Annotated in this window: 15 protein-coding genes; 2 read left to right on the forward strand and 13 right to left on the reverse strand. The window is 38.5% G+C overall.

Annotation, left to right across the window (positions count from 1 at the left end):
• Positions 1–5 precede the first annotated feature (5 nt).
• The 8 genes from I585_RS07700 to I585_RS07735 all read right to left on the reverse strand — a co-directional run bounded on the left by I585_RS07700 (position 6) and on the right by I585_RS07735 (position 8,986).
• Positions 6–1,037, reverse strand: a complete 1,032-nt coding sequence (locus I585_RS07700; RefSeq protein ID WP_010742947.1) for a WxLIP family cell surface protein — start codon at positions 1,035–1,037, stop codon at positions 6–8.
• Positions 1,038–1,080: 43 nt separating this feature from the next.
• On the reverse strand, positions 1,081–1,692 hold the full coding sequence (locus I585_RS07705) for a hypothetical protein (RefSeq protein WP_010742946.1): 612 nt from the start codon (positions 1,690–1,692) through the stop codon (positions 1,081–1,083).
• A 53-nt stretch (positions 1,693–1,745) separates the two neighbouring features.
• On the reverse strand, positions 1,746–2,309 hold the full coding sequence (locus tag I585_RS07710) for a hypothetical protein (protein ID WP_010742945.1): 564 nt from the start codon (positions 2,307–2,309) through the stop codon (positions 1,746–1,748).
• Positions 2,290–2,667 (reverse strand): LPXTG cell wall anchor domain-containing protein, encoded by a 378-nt coding sequence (locus I585_RS07715; protein WP_010742944.1) that lies wholly within the window; start codon positions 2,665–2,667, stop codon positions 2,290–2,292. Before I585_RS07715 ends, I585_RS07710 begins: the two co-directional genes overlap by 20 nt.
• Positions 2,668–2,677: 10 nt before the next feature.
• Positions 2,678–4,927, reverse strand: a complete 2,250-nt coding sequence (locus I585_RS07720) for an L-type lectin family protein (protein WP_010742943.1) — start codon at positions 4,925–4,927, stop codon at positions 2,678–2,680.
• A 421-nt stretch (positions 4,928–5,348) separates the two neighbouring features.
• Positions 5,349–6,359: a CdaR family transcriptional regulator gene (locus I585_RS07725; RefSeq protein WP_010742942.1), complete on the reverse strand. Its 1,011-nt coding sequence runs from the start codon at positions 6,357–6,359 to the stop codon at positions 5,349–5,351.
• 78 nt (positions 6,360–6,437) lie between these two features.
• Entirely contained in the window at positions 6,438–7,574 is a 1,137-nt protein-coding gene (locus I585_RS07730) for a glycerate kinase (protein WP_010742941.1), read from the reverse strand.
• A gap of 119 nt (positions 7,575–7,693) precedes the next feature.
• Positions 7,694–8,986: a GntP family permease gene (locus I585_RS07735; protein WP_010742940.1), complete on the reverse strand. Its 1,293-nt coding sequence runs from the start codon at positions 8,984–8,986 to the stop codon at positions 7,694–7,696.
• 185 nt (positions 8,987–9,171) lie between these two features.
• Between I585_RS07735 and I585_RS23355 the strand changes: the two genes are divergently transcribed.
• Positions 9,172–9,339 carry a hypothetical protein gene (locus I585_RS23355; protein ID WP_010742939.1) on the forward strand — a complete coding sequence of 56 codons (168 nt, stop codon included), beginning with the start codon at positions 9,172–9,174 and terminating at the stop codon, positions 9,337–9,339.
• A gap of 85 nt (positions 9,340–9,424) precedes the next feature.
• Here I585_RS23355 and I585_RS07740 read toward each other — a convergent pair whose 3' ends face one another.
• Positions 9,425–10,516, reverse strand: coding sequence for a mucin-binding protein (locus tag I585_RS07740; RefSeq protein ID WP_010742938.1), 1,092 nt, complete (start codon positions 10,514–10,516; stop codon positions 9,425–9,427).
• 271 nt (positions 10,517–10,787) lie between these two features.
• Positions 10,788–11,339 carry a hypothetical protein gene (locus I585_RS07745; protein ID WP_010742937.1) on the reverse strand — a complete coding sequence of 184 codons (552 nt, stop codon included), beginning with the start codon at positions 11,337–11,339 and terminating at the stop codon, positions 10,788–10,790.
• A gap of 428 nt (positions 11,340–11,767) precedes the next feature.
• Here I585_RS07745 and I585_RS07750 point away from each other — a divergent pair, with 428 nt between their 5' ends.
• The gene (locus I585_RS07750) at positions 11,768–12,220 is read left to right on the forward strand and encodes a DUF2188 domain-containing protein (protein ID WP_010742936.1); all 453 of its coding nucleotides are present in this window, start codon (positions 11,768–11,770) and stop codon (positions 12,218–12,220) included.
• A gap of 301 nt (positions 12,221–12,521) precedes the next feature.
• On the opposite strand, the gene I585_RS22600 is transcribed toward I585_RS07750, so the two are convergent.
• From I585_RS22600 to I585_RS07765, 3 genes are all read right to left on the reverse strand, one after another.
• Entirely contained in the window at positions 12,522–15,188 is a 2,667-nt protein-coding gene (locus I585_RS22600; protein WP_051104557.1) for a Cna B-type domain-containing protein, read from the reverse strand.
• Positions 15,097–18,096 (reverse strand): hypothetical protein, encoded by a 3,000-nt coding sequence (locus I585_RS23625; protein WP_010742934.1) that lies wholly within the window; start codon positions 18,094–18,096, stop codon positions 15,097–15,099. Before I585_RS23625 ends, I585_RS22600 begins: the two co-directional genes overlap by 92 nt.
• Before the next feature lie 530 nt (positions 18,097–18,626).
• Positions 18,627–19,352: a helix-turn-helix domain-containing protein gene (locus I585_RS07765; protein WP_010742933.1), complete on the reverse strand. Its 726-nt coding sequence runs from the start codon at positions 19,350–19,352 to the stop codon at positions 18,627–18,629.
• Positions 19,353–19,624 lie beyond the last annotated feature (272 nt).

Consider the following 19,624-nt stretch of genomic DNA (forward strand, 5'->3'; position numbering starts at 1 on the left):
ATGAGTTACATTTTTTCTTTATCCTTTTTCCGCTTCGCTAAGATAAGCCAAATTATTCCCAGCAAAATGACTGCTAATAAAATTCCAATCACGATAAAGACCCAAGTCGGCAAGCTATCTTCAGTTGCTGCATCAATAGTCGCAGCATTGACTTCCTTCGCTTGTTTATTTGAGATAGTAAATTTCCGATCAAATACCCAAACATTGTTTTTAGCATCAGATACTTTTAAATGCAGGCTGTAGTCCCCTGCTTCTAATCTCTTTTTCTCCCAATCGATTGCGAAACGATACCGGGAATTTGGAGCCATCTGCATATCTTTGTCGTAAGAAACCGTGCGAACCACTTTGTTTGTGGCTGAATTTTTGACAGTTGCTTCATATTTTAAATGTCCATATGCATCCATCGTTGGATTTTCCAACACAGCCGCAATACTTGTTTTGCCGAAACTTTCAGCGGGTTCCACTTTTTTCAGCTTTAATTGACGATGAACCTCTGTATCTGATTCGGTCAATTTCAAACCTAATAGATAGCCGTAATTATTGGAAATACCCGATTTAGTCTCTTCGCTGTCCTTAACAACTTGAATCGCTGATAAAATTTGACCATCATATTTTTCATCTGGCATCGTTAAAGTAATTGGTACTTCTCTGCTGCTGTTTTTGGCAACGTCAACTTTACTATCGGTTTTAGCTATAGTATTGATTTTATAAGGATAATTATTTTCTTGTGCTTTCTTCGACTCGCTATAATCGATAAAGCCTTGATCACTCGTATACGCTTGATTAATATTGATTTGGTATTTTGAATCTTGATTCGACGTGTTATTGATCATAATAGAAACCGTTTGTTTTTGTCCCGGAGTCATTCTCAGATCAAAAAAACTTTTCGTCTTATCTCCTTGGTTTTCAGGAATGACCGCTTGGATATTGTAGCCAACCTCTCCACTAGTATCTGCCGCATAAGATACCAATGGAAATAAAATGGGGGAAGCCAAGAAAATAAGCCCTGCTAATCGAATCGTTGTTTTTTTGAACATCTACCTTATCTCCTTGTTAATGGAAGAACGGTCAGTACAGGTTTTATTTTGCGTCTGCCGTATTATACAATTGGTATTGAATCTTCCCATCTAACTGATCCCCAACTTTTAAAACTTTGTCCTTATCCGTAAATCCGATTGCAATAGCTGTAATAGGTGTTTTAACGACCCCAGTGTTATTCGCTTCTGTCTTGCTAGTTTGAGCTTTCGCTACTACGCCATCAGCTCCAGTTGCAGAGATTTCTTTATCATTAATTTTGAACGAATCAACAGTGAAGTCTTTCGCATCAGAACGAGTGATTTTATTATTTAAGACTGCCGCTTTTACAGACCATTCACGATCAATTCGATCATTAAAGACATCCACTGTAGGGTCAGTGATTGTTCCGCTGCTGATTGTATATTGATTATTTTGCAATTTAGATTCAAATGTATAGCCGCTTGGTACCTTTTCCAATGTCAGCATTTTTTGATCAGGTGCCGCTGGATTTAATGGGTCTGTTGGGTTTGTCGGATCTGAATTGTCTTTGATCTTGACGATCGTTGTTGTTTCACCTTTTTGTCCTGCAACTTCGGCAGCCTGTACACCAGTACTTCCTACCGCTATTAATAGCGCACCTAATACTAAAGAACCTAAGATTGTTGATTTTTTCATTTTACACATCTCCTCATACTTAAATAGTTATTTTATATTAATCAGCTTATTAGCTAATTAACCTCAGGGGTGTTTAGCAATAGAACCGTTTGCTTACCTGTAAATTTTCCTGCCGGAAGATTTCCTGGAATAGTCAAAGCTATTGCCTGTTTATCGACCCGATAAAGGTAATCAGAAGCTTCCGCGGAATGAGCAGTCACAAGTGTTCCTGTTTCATTCGCACCTACTGATACGGCATGTGGCATCGCAGTGATTTTACTCTCTTCGCCTAATGCACGTACAGTTCCTTTTCCTAGATTAATCGTTGCCGAATACTTTTTACCGTTAGAAAAATTCGTCAGCTGATAGAGTAATTTCCACGGTGTTGTTTTACTTTGCCTTAGATCCTTTACTTGAATCTCAAAATTTCCTGTGGCTTTAAGCGTCTGTCGTTTTGAAGATACATGAGCTGTCTCAAAGGTGGGGGCCCTCACCTTTACCAATCGAATTGGTGTTTCGATAATATTTATCGCAACCGGGGTCTCGACCTGTGCATGGGCAGCAACTTCAGCAGTGCAGAAAATCAGCAGAAAGCAACCTCCAGTTAATAGGAGAAAATTAATTTTTTTCCATTTCATCGGACTCCCTCCTTTTACTCCATAAGATCAAAAAAGCGAGACCGACAAATAATGTACCAATGAAGGAAAGAATCAGCAGCTTAGTATCATTCGTTCTAGGAAACATGCGCCACCTTTGGAAAATCGACTTCTTTTTATTAAGAGCATACTCACTAGAGGATGCTTCATTTTTTTGATTAGGATCTGATGGTGGTTGTTTATCCATAAAAGCGTTACCACCTTTTTCTTCAATCAAATGAAAAACCACTGTCTGTTCTTCAGAATCAAAGTTTGGTTGGTCTAAAGCAAAGGTTTTCGTTCCATTAAAGAAAAGAATCCCAAATAAAAGAACTAATAGTATTCCCTTTTTTTTATCCATATCCATCCTCCTACTCTGGTGATTCCGTATCGTAGAGATTCCAGTGAACAATGACCTTCCCGCTATAGTCGCCCACATGCATGTATTCTTTACTTTGCAGCAGGACGCCTTCCGTCTCTCCCCATTCTTCGGAATAGACATAGTTATTAGCCGGAACATTGCTTGAATTCATCACTGTTAACGGCTTGTCAGTGATCGTCTGCTTCTCAGCCTCGTTTTTCCCTTGCCAGACCAGCTCAAATGGCATATTCGTTGAGGCTTTTGCAGTCACTCCCAGAGACCAGTTGTGATCCTTTTCTCTGCTATCCATAATACTCAAGCGCATCGTATTTCCACTATCGCGACTCAAGGTGCCTTTTGAATCCCCAGCCAGTCGGTTCGTCCATTTAAGTTCATTGGGCGCTGATTGAAAGATCAACTTTCCACTGACGATTATTTTTAAATTTAGTGTTGCAGCTTCTTTGACTTCCTTTGAATTACGATCCAGATGATACGCTTCGATAGTAAAATCATTTTCACCATAGGAAATCTTGTCTTTTGGAATTGTAAATGCAGCCTCTTGAAAATCCGTCGTTCCGCTTGTTGACACTTGAGATAGTTTTTGGATCATTTCACTGCCTTTTTTTAGATAAAATTGCAGCTTTTCGTTTTTGTCTGTATCACTCCAAAGAAACTTTCCTGGGTAATCCTGAGTAGTTTCCGATTTATCCAAACTAATCGATTTGTTTTGTTCCGTTGAATTTTGTTCCCACGCCAATTTCGTTGGAGAATCCATAAATACCCAAAAGGGAACAGGATTGCTCGGAAATGATTTTGCAGTATTGTTTCCTATCTCAGTCGTATGGAACAAACTAGAAAAAACAGTCTTTGTAGTTTTCCCGCCAGCCTTTGTCTGAACAGTATATTGAAAATCAACGGTCTTGCCTGGGGCAATTTTTAAATCTGGAAAAACTAGTTGAACCTTCCCTGTAGCACTATCTACCGTTGCACTCCCGCTTACCGCTACATTGTCTGTTACTGCTTTAACCTCTGTTATCGGTTTTGCCAAATCAAACACCTCTGGATTGATCGTAGTTTCCCAGTTGTTGACGGCCAATGATGTTTCCCCAGCTTTTAGCGAGAAAGAACTTTTCAACGTAACTTGATCTCCATATTCCGCCGCCGGCATATTTTGTTGGTATTCTTCACTATTATTCGTATCAACAATTGAAGCCGCGTTATCGATCACATCATTTTTCACACCCGCATCTAGATCAACCGGTACTTGTGTGAAAACAAATTTCACCTGACCGTTGGCCGCGCCGTTTGAACCAGTAAATCCCCAATAGGCCTTATTTGCATTAGCAGACAATTTTAGTTCAGAACTTAAGTCTGCCCAAGGAATCGAAAACGTCTGAGTTTTTACCCCAGTTAGAGGATTCAACAGATAGTAAGTAAAAGAAGAGGTTGCTTTATCAAAGTCATACCGAAACTCATACCATGTTCCATCCTGAATGTTATCGCCAACAACTCCATTTAGGACTTGCGGATTATAATGATGGATTTTAGCAACTGCTCCTGTGCCAATAATTCCCTGCCAATTTGATCCAACAGGGGTGTAGCCCTTTGCTAAATTCCCTGGAAAGCTGTAAGCGATGTGGGGAACCTTTGGAAAATCAGCATCATACATTGAACCGCCATTATTGTTCGCATATAAATCAAATTCAATTGCGATCGAATTCTTAATAGCAAAACTTTCTGGCGTAGTTACATTCCAAAATGCACCATAAGAACCAGATCCGCCATACACACCTAAGTTCTGTCCATCCGTATTCGCCAACGCGTTCGTAATAGCCGTCGTTTTTTTGTCATCATTTTGCATAACAAAAGCGAAACCATCCGCTTGAGAAGTACCAAAATTGACATACTCACGACCGTTAAAGCTTTTAGAAAAATCCATTTTGTATTTGTCATCCGCCCAAATAGAGACAGCATTCTGACTTCCAGACAATACAACCTCCGAGAACGGGACCCCGTTATTTTGATCGCTTGGTCCAAGCACTACACCAGTATTCCCACCACTGCCGCCAGGCTTCATCTTGATATTCGGCGGTGCAAAAATTCCGTCCACCACGATCGCACCTTTAGGGACCGATGGGTTTCCAGTAACAGCTTGAACAGTGAGCACATGTGTAGAAAAAGCAATGGTTAACGCGATGAAAGTTAGTAAGCCAAAAAAATTTAGTTTCCAATCCTTTTCCTTAAAAAAATCCCCTCGCACTCAGAACACTCCTTTTCGGTTTTATATGCCATAAAATAATAAAAACAAAATAACCATATCAATAAGCTTATATATAATGATTAAAAGGAAATAATGACTATAATTTAGTTTCCTTACTAATAATAACAGATGGATTGTTATTTTAGTAACGATTAATCTTTTGTTATTTTCTAGTCATTAAATATAAAAAAATTACTTATAAAAGCGGATTAAACTCATTTTTATCCTTTCCATCTACTGCTTTTACTTTTTCAATTATGTTAAAAAATCGTTATTCGCTAAAACAATATCAATACTGTAAAAACTCATGTGAGAGAATACGCTTACTATAAATAAGTGGTATATTTAATGTTATTGACGAATATATTTTTTTATAATAACAAAAAAAGAAGTCGTATCTTCTAACTGAGATACAACTTCTTTAAATTAACCTTTTTTTAAAGCAGTAAGCGAAATGATACATCAAAACCCACAGATCGGACCATGTTTTCGGATCTTTTCCAGTTAACTCATAGATACGTTGAATTCGATAATTTAACGTATTCCGATGGATATGGAGTTGTTCTGCTCCCGCTTTTATATTCGTGCTATTGTTAGCAAAACAAATTAAGGTCTCATGATATTCTTCATAAATGGCTTCAACATTTTTGATTAATGCCTGATCCAATTCCATTGGAAAATCAAACAATTGAGCAAAATAATAGGTTTCGGTAAAAAAAGTGTGTGTGATTGGAATTTGCAAAAATTGCAAATACAAAAAGGTATTCTCGACTTCCTTAATACACCGGCCTGCATTTAAACGCGGAGGACTAACAAGCAACTTCGCCGGTCCTGTATCAATCTTGACTTCCATATCAACAAAAACCAAATAATTTCCATTCCATTCAAATACCTCATGCAAAGGAAATAAACTTCGGCATTCTTCTTGTTCAGTTGACCAAACACAGCGATTGGGTCTTTGTAGATTGATGCCATAATCGTTTAACGCTCTTTGAATCAGCTCTTCACTGCGGTGTTCTTTATCCAAAAGCAACTCTTTTAAAAACTCATTTTTTTGTTGATTCTTCTTCTCTTTCTTACTGAACTCATTCAATTCTTCGACTAGAAGCAGCACAATAGATTTCACTAGTTTGGTAAACGGCCGAACCTCTTCCGGTTCACCTGAAATTCCTACGACACCCAACAATTCACCCTTTAGAATAATCGGTTCATTAGTCCCACGCTTCTCTAAAGATGTATCTCTAAAAACCTCGACCATTTGTCTTTGCTTAATTGCACGCTCTGCACCACGATGCCGCTGTCCAATTCGATGTTCTTTCCCGCTTGCGATGATATAGCCTTGCTCGTTCATAATATTTATATTGTACGGAATATCAGCCATCAATTTCTGTACGATCAGATTTGCTTGTTCCTTCGTTAATAAATTACTCATCGATTTCCCGTCCTAAGAGTTTTCTGTTTGTTTCTTAGTTTAACGAAATTCCGATAGATGACAAAAATTTTGCACCGCTCAAACACATAAGACACGAACGATATTTTCCACTGTTCGTTCCAAATTGGCTTCTCCCGCCTGTAAGGCATCATCCAATGAACCAGACTTTCCTAAAATACCAAAAATTGCAGTTATACCTTCGTCATATAGAACTTCGACTTGTTCGCCAATATAACCGGCGCAAGCAAAAACGGGTTTATTATATTTTTTTGCGGCTTTTGCTACTCCATAAGGTGCTTTACCAAATTTTGTTTGAAAATCCATACCACCTTCGCCTGTAAATACATAGTCAGCTTGACTGATTTTATCTTCCAAATGCGTCAATTCGGTTACAAGATCGACTCCTGACCGCAAACTAGCACCTGTAAAGACTAACAATCCCGCGCCTAACCCGCCTGCTGCACCAGCTCCCGGCTGATTTTTGACATCAATCGTTAAATCCTTTTTTATAACCTCAGCATAATGAACAAGATTGCTGTCTAGCTCATTCACCATCGCTGGTGTCGCACCTTTTTGCGGACCAAAAACAACAGATGCACCCGTAGGCCCCGTCAATGGGTTGGTCACATCACTTGCAATAGTGATCTCAGTGTTTTTCAAACGAGGATCAACATTTGTTATATCTACTTTAGCTAATTTAGCCAATGCACCACCGCCAACTGACAAGTCGCGACCGGCTTCATCTAACAACCGAACACCTAACGCTTGCGCCATTCCGGCCCCGCCGTCATTCGTGACACTCCCACCGATTCCAATGATGATCTTTTCAACACCATGGTCCAAAGCACTTTTGATCATCTCACCAGTGCCGTAAGTAGAGGTCAACAAAGGATTGCGTTTGCTTTCGGCCAATAATTCGATTCCATTTGCCTTTGCCATTTCCATCACGGCCGTTTTTTGATCTGCTAACAAACCATAGTAAGTTGTAACTTTTTCTGTTGGGAGCGGTCCGGAAACAACTACTTCGACTCTAGTTCCTTTGCTGCCGTCAACTAGCGCATCGACTGTTCCCTCGCCACCGTCAGCCATTGGAACGTGAAGGATTTCCGCGTCAGGTAAAACTTTACGAATACCACGTTCCATTGCTTCACAGGCTCTTTTTGCACTCATACTTTCTTTAAATGAATCTGGTGCTAATACAAAAGTTTTCTTCATCGCTTTTCTCCTTACTCTACTTAAAAAATCAACTTACTCGCTATCTATACAGCATACTGTTACATTTTCTATTACTCAAAATTCTTTTCTATAGTTTGTGTTAATCAATTTTGCCATTTTTATTTCAAAATGAATCCGTATAAAATCGTCGCCGCAATCATCATTACACCACCAACACATATTTCATAAGGAATGACTTTCATTCGCTCTTTAATCGACATATGCATACTATTCGCAGTAATGTGGAAATAATTTCCTTGAGGAACACTATCAATCACCGTTGCACCTGTATGAACCATTACCGCAGCAGCCAAGGAAGAAGTTCCCGTCGCTAATATCGCATGGCCGAATGAGCCGGTCGCCAAAATAACTGCGGTAGAAGTTGAACCGACGGCTAATCCCATTAAAATACCTGAAATCGGTGCTAAGAAGGTTCCAGAAATTCCTGTGATAGCAATCAAGTGAACAACTTGTTTCGATAAATCAGAAACAGAGATCAGTCCGGCAATCGCTCCAGCACCAATCAAGATCAATACTGTATCGGTTACTCGATAAATTCCAGCCTTAGAATATTCTCGAATTTGATGTGCATGTCCCATCGCAATCGTACCAACAATCGAGGCAAAAGGTAAGATATACATCGCGTCAATTTTTAAATTAGCTAAGACATGGATATGAAGCATTGTCCCGATCGGATTGATCAACAGTAAAACAATCGATAGAACAGGGGCAATCAGCGCTTTGTTTAAAGGCATCAATTTTTTTTCACCTTCTTCTCCAATATCGCTGTCCTGGACCATCATCCCTTTCTTTTTGATCAAGCTAGCAATGACAACTGCTGTAACTAAGCCGAATACTGCTGGAATGAAACCTGCAATCATTACGCTGCTCAAATCCAACTTAAAGCCATTCGCTGCTGCAATCGTATTTGGATTTGGTGAGATGATATTTCCGGCTTTCCCGCCGCCGGATAGGGCAGTCAACAATGCTAATTTGCTGATACCCGTTTGTTTACCGACGGATAAAGCAATCGGTGCGACAATCAATACTGCTACTGGAATAAAAACACCCACTGCCGTGATGATCATTGTTGACAATGCTAATGATAAAATCGCCTTATTGGCACCAAGCTTGTTGACGATTGCATGAGCGATCGATTCGGCCGCGCCCGATTCCATCATGACACCAGCTAACATTCCAGCTGCCAGCACTCGTATCGCCGTGCCCATAATACTTTGTGTACCAGCAATCAATATATTTACTGTGTCACTTAAAGATGCTCCTCCAATCAGACATCCAACAATTGCGCCTAAAAATAATGAATAAACCGGATTCATTTTTCTCAAAATTGAGAATATCGCGAAAAGCAAACCAATTATCGCTGCATACCAAGGGATAGTAATACCTGACATGTGAAACATCTCCTTATTTTTTGTTTACGTTTCCATTTTAACGATCTGCCCAATAAATAAAATTGGTATATTTACAGCTTCATTTGTGCATGTGCACATGTCGCAGTTAGAAAATAGGCAGAAACATTGCTTTCATATCACCGATCCGTATACTATAAGCTAAACTTCAAAAAGCAGGTGATCTTATGTATGTTGTCAAAGTACTCCATGGTTACATTGGTAAAGAAGGTCAACGCACCCGTGAAAAAGACCCTGAGAAGCTTTGGGTATTCCAAAGCAAACGAGAATCTGATCAGTTCGCCGCAAGAATCGGCGGACGCAGCAAACATGTCTCAAAAATTCGAAAAGATTGACACTTCTTTATAAAATAAAACTGCGTATCCACTATGGACGCGCAGTTTTATTTGTCTTTTTTTCTGTTCGTTATTCTTAATTCAACTAATTATTTTTTAACTTGTTTTTGAAATAACCCCAAAGGCCAACTAGCGAGACAAACAGTAAACCAATGATCGTCATATTGTTTTCTTTTTCCCCTGTAGCAGGATATTCTTTTTCAGTCGCAAGCTTGGTCATTCCACTGTTACTTGTACTGCTTTCTCTGCCGATCGTTTTTTGGGAAGAGTTCAAGAATTGAGTAAGATTACTGTTTTCTTGATTTTTATTCGAATGAACCAGCATTGCCGGGGTACTTGGTTTAATTGGTTTGTTTGGTTTGTTTGGCTCAACCGGTTTATTGGGCTTGGTCACCTTATTTGGTACTTCGTTCTTAGGGTCCTTTTTATAAGTAATAAGAACCACTGTATCGGAAGTGTCTTCATTGACTTCCTGCAGTGCAACAGCAGAAATGTCCGGTGTATACCCATCAACTTTTGGTGCCAAAACCTTATCCCAAGAAGTAGCCGTTTCATCGTACCAGTGACCAGCACTGATTATTTCATGTGTATCCTTGTCTTCAGTAACTTCCCGGACAAGTCGAACCTTTTGAATGACCGTCTTAGGGGCTTGTGCATCCCCTTCCACACGATAGTTGATGGTCCGAGTAACATCTTTGCTTTCTTGAACAACTTGAGTAGCCTTAATCGTTAATTGTCCTGCATTGACTGTCACTATATAATTGGGATTCTCGCCCAGTACAACATTGATTTTATACGTACCTGCAGTTTCTCCAGGTTCGCGAACAAGCTGATAGTTCAATTGATCCCCTTCAACAAGTCCCGTATTGGCTTTAGAAGTATCCTCCGCTTTTTCTATGTTAGCTGCAAAACTAGGATCCTTTTGACCGACATATTTTTGATAATCGCCTACTGTTATCGTCACAGGTCTAGGTGTAATAGTAAAATATGTTCCATACCAAACAGGCTCAGGATGACTCATCCATTCATCAGACATCAAACTGAAATTCGGATTATTATCTTGCAGCATTTTTAAAAAGTCAGCGCCTAAATACAGACGATATTTCCCAACAGCAGAGCCTGCTTCTCTGAAAATTGCATCCTTAGGAATCAGGTCATTCGTTGGTTCCCAATCCAAGCCGACCCCATGTGTAACAATTTGTCCTGAATAGGTTTCTTTCCCATTTTTTATTTGTAAAACATATTTATATTCCTGGCCCTCAACAGAATGCGTCCACGATGCGGACCAATTTTGATGAACAGGTTCAGGTGTAATTCCAGCCTTGTCTGCTTGAATTAATTCTAAGGCATTAGAACGATCATCACTTTGTGCCTTCTTCGATGAATCGGTATTTTTTTGTCCCGTATTATTATTTTGAGACGAATTAGCTTCAGTATCGGATGACTGTTCAACTGATTTTTTTTTCGTTTGTATTAACAGTATTTGAGTTTACTTTCCCACTTTGTGTTGTTTGACTAGAGCTAGAATTTTCAACTTGACCATTATTAGCCGAAGATACAGTTGAATCTTGATCTGTTGATTTGTCTGGAACTACCGTTGAGTCTTGAGTTGATTTTGCTTCATCATTGACAGCTGAACTGTTTGCAGAATTATTCAAGACCGCACTATTATCCTGATCACTTGAAACTTTTTCACTTGCTGCTGTATTCCCAGATGCTGAGACATCATTTTGATTTCCTTGATGAACAGTAGCTGTTTCAGGAGTTTCACTATTCCCACTTGTCTTATTCGACGAAAGTTCGTTTGTAGATTCTGTTTGAGTCGTCTTTTCACTTGAAACGAGTGCGGTTGATTGTTCATTTACGTTGGCATTTTCGGCCGCATGAGCATTATCAGCAGAAAAGTTCAAGCTTAATAAGGTTCCTCCAACTATCGTCACTCCTGCCAAAACCCTTTGCTTTGTTTGTTTGGATAGTTTCATTTGAGTTTTCTTATCCATATCAATACTCTCCCTTACTGTTTTCCCGACTGAGCCATCAACTTAAAGCGACCTCTTCAACAAAAGAATCATTATTTTTCTTTTAGCAATCAAAGACAATTACTAAACAGCTTTTATTTTCAGAAATTGATTTTCATAAACTAAAGTAGTAAAGAGGTTCTTTATTTGAATTCATTCTAGTCCTTTTGCAAATGAAAATGAAAAGAAAGGTCTTGAAAATCAATTCCTATAATCAGCTAATATTTTTTATTTTTTGACAAATGCAAGCAAACGTCTTCAAAAAGAATTTTTTCCCCCTCGAAGAAAACAATAAATTCTAGGTGACGAAAACTATTCTTCCTTTCTACTATTAGCAAAACAGATAAATTCTAAATCAAGTACTTATATAGTAAGCTGGAGATACAGACAAAATTAAAGGAGGATGTTTTATGCCTTGGAACCTAACTGATTACCCTGCCTCGATGAAGAACCTAGACCCATTGATTCGTAAAAAAGCGATTGCGATTGCCAATGCGCTACTGGCCGATGGCTATCCTGATGATCGCGCGATTCCAATTGCAACAAGCCAAGCAGAAAAATGGTACAAAGATGCTTCAGCAGACGAAAAGAAAGACTTTCAGAGAGCAAAGACACCGCAAAAGAATGACTCCCACACTACCAATAAAAATGCTAAAAAATTAATGAATGCCGATGTTGAAGTGACCTATGACGATGACAAATGGCTGGTTCGTTCAGAGAAAGCCGATCAAGCCAGTGATTCCTTCGAGACAAAGGAACAGGCGGTTGAACGTGCAAAAGAAATCTCAAAAAACAAGCACTCTTCTGTCAAAATCTACAAACAAGATGGTACTCTGCAACAAACAATTGATTATTCTGAGTAAGCAGGACTATTTATCGAACAAAAAACTGGGAAAAAATTGTTGCTTACCAGTCCCCCAACTCGACTCTTTCAATTTCTGCTCTCTTTGTCTTACTTAAGGAAAAGCAGCTGATTATTTCTATATATAAAAACGTGAATACAACCGCTATTTTAATTGTGCGGTCGTATTCACGTTTTTTCTTATTCATTAGATTACTGACCATTGTGCTGAACTTATCTTCCCTTCGTACAGACAGTAGTTTCATACCTTTCGTTACAAAAAAGCATGCAGTGCAATTTTGCACCACATACTTTATTAATCCTTAGTTCTTTTTACGGCGTCTGCTCATAGCATTTTGGAAAACTAACAATACAACGATGATACCACCTAGAATAACCAACCAATGATTATCAACAGAACCCGTTTTTGGATAACTTTGGTGCTGTTTTTTTAATTTTTCAGGCGGGTGATTCTTGCTTTTTGGCCCTTTAGGAGGTTTTGATGTTTTTGGCGGTACAGTTGGTTTGTAGGTATTCTTAATAGTGTACCCTTGTACACTCGTGGTATAGAATTTTGGAACATTCAGTTCCTTCACTGAGTAGACATATTCTTTTCCAGCCTTATCCACTTTGGGTAGATTCACAAAATGGTACTTCCATTCGTCTTCGGATTTCACAACGATCGAATCAATCTGCTTTCCATTTTGTAATAAGGCGACATCAATCGACTCTGGTCGAACCTTCGCTTTATTATTTTTATCATCCCAAATTTTCTTTCCTTCTACGTTAGTCGTCAGCAATGTATTAGTCAAATCTCCATCATTAATTTTGCTTTGATAGCCATTGACAGGTGTTTCACTAATTGTATACTTAATTTTTTTTCCGCCGTCTTTAAACTTCGCAAGATCATTGAAACTATATTTCCAATTGTCTTTGGCAGTAACTACTTTGGCCATCATCTCTTTACCATCAGCCATAAGTGTCACTTTAATTTGATCGGGACGAGTACTATATTTATCTTCGTTGTCCTTCCAAGTTTTCGTTCCTTCAACTTTTGTAAGTTCTGGACTATGGGTATTTGCAATATTATAGCCACTATTCGTTTCAGAATAACCTTTTACTGAATCTTCCTTTACTGTATAAGAAATTTGTTTGCCATTCTCATATACCGGCAGCTTATCAAATGCATATTTCCACTCATCATTTTTATCTGCCGTAACTACTTGGCTTTCTACTTCTTTATTCCCATTCATTAAATGGATCGTGATGCTTTCAGGACGAATACCATCCTGATCATTTTTGTCATGCCACGTTTTTGTCCCCTTTATCGTCGTCAACTCAGGAGTGTACTTATTCGTAATTGTGGTCCCAGTAACTGTCCCTGTATACCCATCAACTTGATTTTCAGTCACTGTGTAATCAATCGGTTTTCCCGCTTTGTATTTATCGAGATTGGTGAATTCATAGGTCCAATTATCTTCGTTAGTTACCTTTTTAGAACTAATTATTTTTCCATCTGCCAACAAATTAACGGTAATTTCAGCTGGCCGTTTATTATCCTGATTGTTCTGATCATCCCACTTTTTCTGTCCATTGATCGTAATCTTTTCTGTAATATAGGTATTCGTTAGCTTAGCAATACCGTCGATAATTTCACCTTGCTGATCGTCTGCCTTATACTGGCTCGGTGTTTGTTCCTTCACCGTATAATGGATCAGATTTCCAGAGCTATCCCTTACATCCAAATCACTAAATGAACCATGATACCCGTTTTCTTTATTCAATTGAATAGATTTATCAGTTTTCTGATCGTTCGCATACAAATCGACAGTGATTTCCGGCGTTTGGATTCCTGCGGGAACATCTTTCCATTCTTTTTCAACATCGAAGGAGTATTTTGAATTGTTAACTTCAATCTTAGCTGTACCATCCTTATCCACTAGCACATGTGTCGGCTCTGAGGTATTAACATACTTACTTGGCGCATTGATTTCAAATATCCAATAATCTTTGCTACCTCCTCCATCTCCAACCTCCAAATTATCAAAAGTGGCTCTTCCTTGTGCTGTGGTCACAACATATGGCGCAATTGCTCCATCAATAAAGAGAGCCTTGTCTGCCTCATTTACCACGCCGTCCTGATTAAAATCAAGTTTATTAGGTGATTGCAAACGAGTATCACTAGATAAGTAACGCCACATCCGATCTAGATTATCTGAATTCACAACTTCATTATTCAATTCTGGAAATAATTTTGCTAAATCACCGCGCACTAAATGCGGAACCAAATCTTTCAGCAAAGCAGCTTTAAGATCTGTGGCTTTTTCAGGTGATGTCACTATCTCTTTTTGATATTGTGCAAGCCGCTTCTGTATATTGGACAATCCACTTTTACTCGAAGTAATGACAAACTCCGCACCATCGAGTGGAGCTTTCGTTTTAGCATCTACCTTGCTTAGTTCTACATTACCATGCTCGAACACAACATATTGCACATAGTTAGAAGGAACTAATTCATGATATTTTGAATCCGAATTGACATACGAACGTTGACGATACCGATCCCAATATTGATTCCCAGAAGTTTGAAAATCAAGATTGAATTGCAACATTTCATTATTCGTTGGTCCAGTAATCTGATAAGCAATCGACTTTGCCTTTTTTAGACTGTCAGATTTACCATCCCATTTGATCCACCCTTGATCATTTCCTTCCTGAATTGGTTCTGAAGGATTCACATCAAGATTCTGCTTTTGAGAGTAATAAAAAGTCACTGTTTTCCCATTGCTATTAACGTTAGTGATGTTGGTCAACGTAGAAGCACCGGCAAAATCACTGCCATCTTGTTTGGAAACTGGTAATGGAACAATTCCGCGCATATTATTCTCCGAACCACCATTAAAGGTGTATGGAAAAACCTGAATCTGGTAATTTGAACTTAGTTTGCCTACTGTTTTTGGTGCAATTTTTTCTAGTACACCTAAATCCATTGGGCGTAGTAGCCGTAACTCTTGACCAAGCATTATCATGATCCCAATTGCCAAAGAAATTAATCGTGCTATTGATATATGAGGTATTTTCTGCCCTCGTAGTGACAAATTCTCCACCTGAAAAATTTAGCGTAACAGTACCGGCATCCCCAGTGACAAAGGATTGATACATCGAATCGGTCAAATAATTTAACAAGTCTTCATTTTTAGGATCATCAAAGTTTATTGTTGTGTTACTTGGTCCCACAGACACAGACATCTGATGTTTTTCACCATCGCTACCTATATAGGTGTAATTATCTTGTTTATCATCCGTTTTTGAATATGAAGTAATCGTAATTTTTGTTTTAGCCAATTGGTTTTTCAGATCTTCTTTTGACAGCGATTTAAATCCTTCAAGGTAATCTGTCGATAATTTCATCGAGTAATTGAATTTATCGGAATCTCCCAAGGTGACAGATGGCTTTTCTGCATTCGTGCCTACTGTTACATTTAAGGCAGTGACGCCATATGCAAGCCAATCAATCCAATAATTACTTGGCGTTTGCTTATTTGAACTTAGCCAAGTGTCGGGATTCTTATTCTTAACAGCATTAAAGCTTGTATATTGTTTAGGAGTAGATGGGTCGGGACGTAAATAGTCTTTCGATTCGCCACCGTTAAAAGCCGTAATTGCATAAGCCACAACTAGATTTGTTACTCCCTCTTTATCCGAATTACCAATAAATTTTGGAGTTGGCTTTAGTGGTTGTATATGCGGCGAGGCTCCCCAACGATTGATCTCTCCATTATATTTTTTGAACTGAACATATACCGTTTCTGGTAATGTCACACGGAAAGCCGCAACTCGATTATCCCCATTTGCGCCAGCTGGATCACCTTTATATTTCCAAATAAAATCATCTTGCGTCGCCTTATGCAAAAACTCGTCAGTAATTTTTTGTTGAGGATCTTTCGGTACGCCATACTCATAAACTCCTTTAGCCTCACCGGTTACCTTGCCATCAGCATCTTTTGTGTAAAAATTGTGTGTAGTATCCCTTTCGTTCAGTGAATAACTTTCATTATTATAGGCTCCCCATAAAACAGTATCTTTAAGGACTCCATCACTAACTTCCATTCCTTCTTTATAGTTTTCAGGAGCGTACAAAAAACCGACACGAGCAAGCTGTGAACTACTTGAATAGGCTAGAACATTCCTACCATACTCATCGGTATTTTTATCCCAAGTCATGGTGTTACTATCATCTTTAGTAAGCTGCAATGCTCCATCAATTATCCCTGGTGTATTGGAGGTCCAAGAGGTAGTAACAGTCGGCTGCTTTTCTACTACAACTGGATCGTCAAAGAAGTCCTTCGCAGTTATCTGTGATAAAGTCAACGACCGGGTAGTAGTAGCTCGTAAATTTTCAGGATTTAACTCGCCACCGATATTGTATGGGTCCAAATCATTAAACACGTAGGTAATCTGTGCAAAAATTGCTGATTGATTTATTAATACATTGGCAGGATCAGTTGGTACCCATGTCGATTTTTTTAACCAATCATCATTAGATGTCGTGAAATTTACTGGAGAACCTACGGGATCATTCCCCAAATCATCAGACGCATATTGTATTGTAACGTTTCCTGATTTTGAGTCGCTTGGAACATATCCTTTATATCTTTCAGCATTACTTTTAGGATCCATAGGTATTTCTTGTGTTTTTTGATTTTCGAAAGCATAGGTTCCTGTGTGATCCACTTCCATATTATTGATTTTAAATCCTAACGAGCCTCCTCCTAATGAAGACTGCGGTCCAAAGTATACTCGATAAGAGTACTTAACATTTTTAGGCCCGATTTTATCATCTTTTGTCCATGAATCTGTATTGGTAAAGTTTGATGCGGAGACTCCAGATAAACTAGCACTGCTCTTTTGTGAAACTGCGATTGGCTCTAAGTCATTTGCAAGACCGTAGATTGTAGAATCGGCAGCTAGATTGTCTGCTTTAGCCGCCAGAACGATTCCGACTGAAAAGCTAAAATCATTAGGCAAGACGCCAACCTTTAGTTTCACATCTCTGGTCACAGCGGTCCCTGTTGAAGTAGTCGTTGTGTAATCCGTTCCACGTATTGTACTTATAGACCCAGAAACCTTTTCTCCATCGGATTTAGCAAAGGTCACCGTTCCTTTGGAATTACTATAGGTACTATTTCTAAAAGTTCCTGTTGGTTGATAATTTTTACTTCCCACACGAATGTCATCTTGAAAAATAGGAACCGCATATAAAGTAGGCAGATTGGTAATTTGTTCTGTCCCTCCATCTATTCGCGCAATAGAGATTTTCACTTGATAGTCCAGAGTATCATTTGTACGAATTATTGCATTTGATGCATCATTATCATGGCCCGCTTCATTATCTTCGTTAAAAGGAGTCGTTCCTGTTTGACGATTTGCTTCGTCGAGAGTCAATGTATATCTTACATTCGCTGGATTTTCTTTTGTAGGAGCGACCAGTGCGTGGCCATCCCAGAAAAAATCCATATTTGAGACATGTAACCCCCCGGTGGTCTGTTGATCTCCAATCGCAACTTTAGCCGCGGCAGATTTATTCAGTTTGAATGCATTTGCTTCATTCTTTTCGGTCATTACGTCCGAGTCGGCCGGTGTTTCTGATTCCTTCTCAGAAGAAGAGGATGTTGGCTGTACTGCATCTGGTACCGTGCTATCAGTAGTTGTTTTTGCGGGGGATTCATTTTTGTTCAAATCTACTTGGTTTTTTAAGGATGAATCCGTTCGTTTAGCCGTCGTATTCGTTTCTGCGTAAACTGTCCTTGAAAGTGAAAGCGAAGTTGATAATACACCATTCATTATCATGGTCACTATCGCTAACTTGCTTAACATATTAACTATTTTCCTATTCATACTTTCTCCTCCAATTTGTTAGATACGGACAACTAACTTCTAGATAAAATTGCTTGATTAAAGCAAAAAATCATGTAATAACCATAAGCATTTTGATATATTCAAATGCATTCATTCACAAAACAGCCAATAGGAAATCACATAATAATAGCTGTAAAGGGCTTTCTTCCCAAATTAGAATAATAATAATCTATTTATATAGTATCCACAAATTGTTTGTTTTATAATTACTGATATTTTTTTTATCCAACCATTTCATTAACACATTGTCTGAGATCAACACCATAACAACACGTTGATTCTCATGTTGTATTTAGGTCAACAGCTATTAAATACTCAATAGAATTCAACTATTCTCGAGACAACTTACCCTTTCTTATCCCCGTATGTTCACTATTTTTATATTCTAAGCAGCACTGATCCCTCCTGTTAGATTAAAAAAATAGTCCAACCATCAATTAAGATGATTGGACTTCAAATTTCAGTTAGTCTATTAAACTGTCTCTAAATCTCCCAAAGTTCGCTTCACTTTACTCATTAACTTCCTTCCATACACGTTCGGTCGCTTGATAGGCTTTAGTGAACTCCACAGAGTGCTTCGCTAACAACTGCTTAGTTAAATTTCCATCTTCGCCATCCAAGTTAGTATATTCGGCACTATTCAAATCCTTTCGGTTCATTCGAATCATTCCAAAGTCTTCTTTGTTTTCCAATCCTTTTATCAACGGATCACTCTCATTGACTGATACCATAACCTGATCTCCATCAATGCTGATCCAAAATGGGCCATTTTTATAAGTAGCCACTGAAATGTTTCCGTTTGGTAAAAACATCGGATACTTGAGGTCGTGTGCTTGGAAAATATACCCATCTCTTTCCAAATAGTTATTGCTCGACGTATGGGTCCAGTCTTTCAATTTTGCATTGTGAGGAAAAACTATTGTAAACCAATAGATATTGTACAGTAGGAAAAACACAAGTAATCCTAGTCCAATAGTCTTAACCCATTTATACCGTTTCAACTTCTTTCGTTCTGTAACAATCGTCTCCATAATTATAGGCTCCTCCTTTAGCAGCTGATCCAAAGAAAGCTCATATAGTTCGCTGAGATAAATCAATTTCTCGATATCTGGAAATGTTCTTCCCGTTTCCCAACTAGAAATCGTTCCACGAGAAACGTGTAATTTTTCAGCCACTGCTTCTTGGGTCAACTGTCGCTGTGTTCGATGTTGTTTTAATTTTGAACCGATATCCATAATGTCCTCCTTTAACTTAAGCCTAATAAAAAAGGGCTAAAAAACCTAGCTACATATTGTAGCATCCCGCCAATTCAACAAATATACACACTTTTTCAGTCGATATTAACTAAAAAAGAATTGGCGATATCACCAATTCTTTTATCTATTCATTCAAATATAAAATTAATCAGCAAAGAAGAATAAAAGATTTTTTAAATAAAGGATCGCTTTGCCTGTTTCACCTGAGATTCATTTCTTCGCTTTATTGAGCCACATCCTATAAACAATTG

Source organism: Enterococcus malodoratus ATCC 43197 (genome assembly GCF_000407185.1).
Taxonomy (GTDB): Bacteria; Bacillota; Bacilli; order Lactobacillales; family Enterococcaceae; genus Enterococcus_A; species Enterococcus_A malodoratus.

Excerpts from the sequence above, each read along its gene's own strand:
- I585_RS07735 (WP_010742940.1), bottom strand. The coding sequence starts at position 8,986 with ATGTCAGGTATTACTATCCCTTGGTATGCAGCGATAATTGGTTTGCTT.
- I585_RS07705 (WP_010742946.1), bottom strand. The coding sequence starts at position 1,692 with ATGAAAAAATCAACAATCTTAGGTTCTTTAGTATTAGGTGCGCTATTA.
- I585_RS07745 (WP_010742937.1), bottom strand. The coding sequence starts at position 11,339 with ATGGATAAGAAAACTCAAATGAAACTATCCAAACAAACAAAGCAAAGG.
- I585_RS07710 (WP_010742945.1), bottom strand. The coding sequence starts at position 2,309 with ATGAAATGGAAAAAAATTAATTTTCTCCTATTAACTGGAGGTTGCTTT.
- I585_RS07715 (WP_010742944.1), bottom strand. The coding sequence starts at position 2,667 with ATGGATAAAAAAAAGGGAATACTATTAGTTCTTTTATTTGGGATTCTT.
- I585_RS23355 (WP_010742939.1), top strand. The coding sequence starts at position 9,172 with ATGTATGTTGTCAAAGTACTCCATGGTTACATTGGTAAAGAAGGTCAA.
- I585_RS07700 (WP_010742947.1), bottom strand. The coding sequence starts at position 1,037 with ATGTTCAAAAAAACAACGATTCGATTAGCAGGGCTTATTTTCTTGGCT.
- I585_RS23625 (WP_010742934.1), bottom strand. The coding sequence starts at position 18,096 with ATGAATAGGAAAATAGTTAATATGTTAAGCAAGTTAGCGATAGTGACC.
- I585_RS07730 (WP_010742941.1), bottom strand. The coding sequence starts at position 7,574 with ATGAAGAAAACTTTTGTATTAGCACCAGATTCATTTAAAGAAAGTATG.
- I585_RS07765 (WP_010742933.1), bottom strand. The coding sequence starts at position 19,352 with ATGGATATCGGTTCAAAATTAAAACAACATCGAACACAGCGACAGTTG.
- I585_RS07725 (WP_010742942.1), bottom strand. The coding sequence starts at position 6,359 with ATGAGTAATTTATTAACGAAGGAACAAGCAAATCTGATCGTACAGAAA.
- I585_RS22600 (WP_051104557.1), bottom strand. The coding sequence starts at position 15,188 with ATGGATTTAGGTGTACTAGAAAAAATTGCACCAAAAACAGTAGGCAAA.
- I585_RS07750 (WP_010742936.1), top strand. The coding sequence starts at position 11,768 with ATGCCTTGGAACCTAACTGATTACCCTGCCTCGATGAAGAACCTAGAC.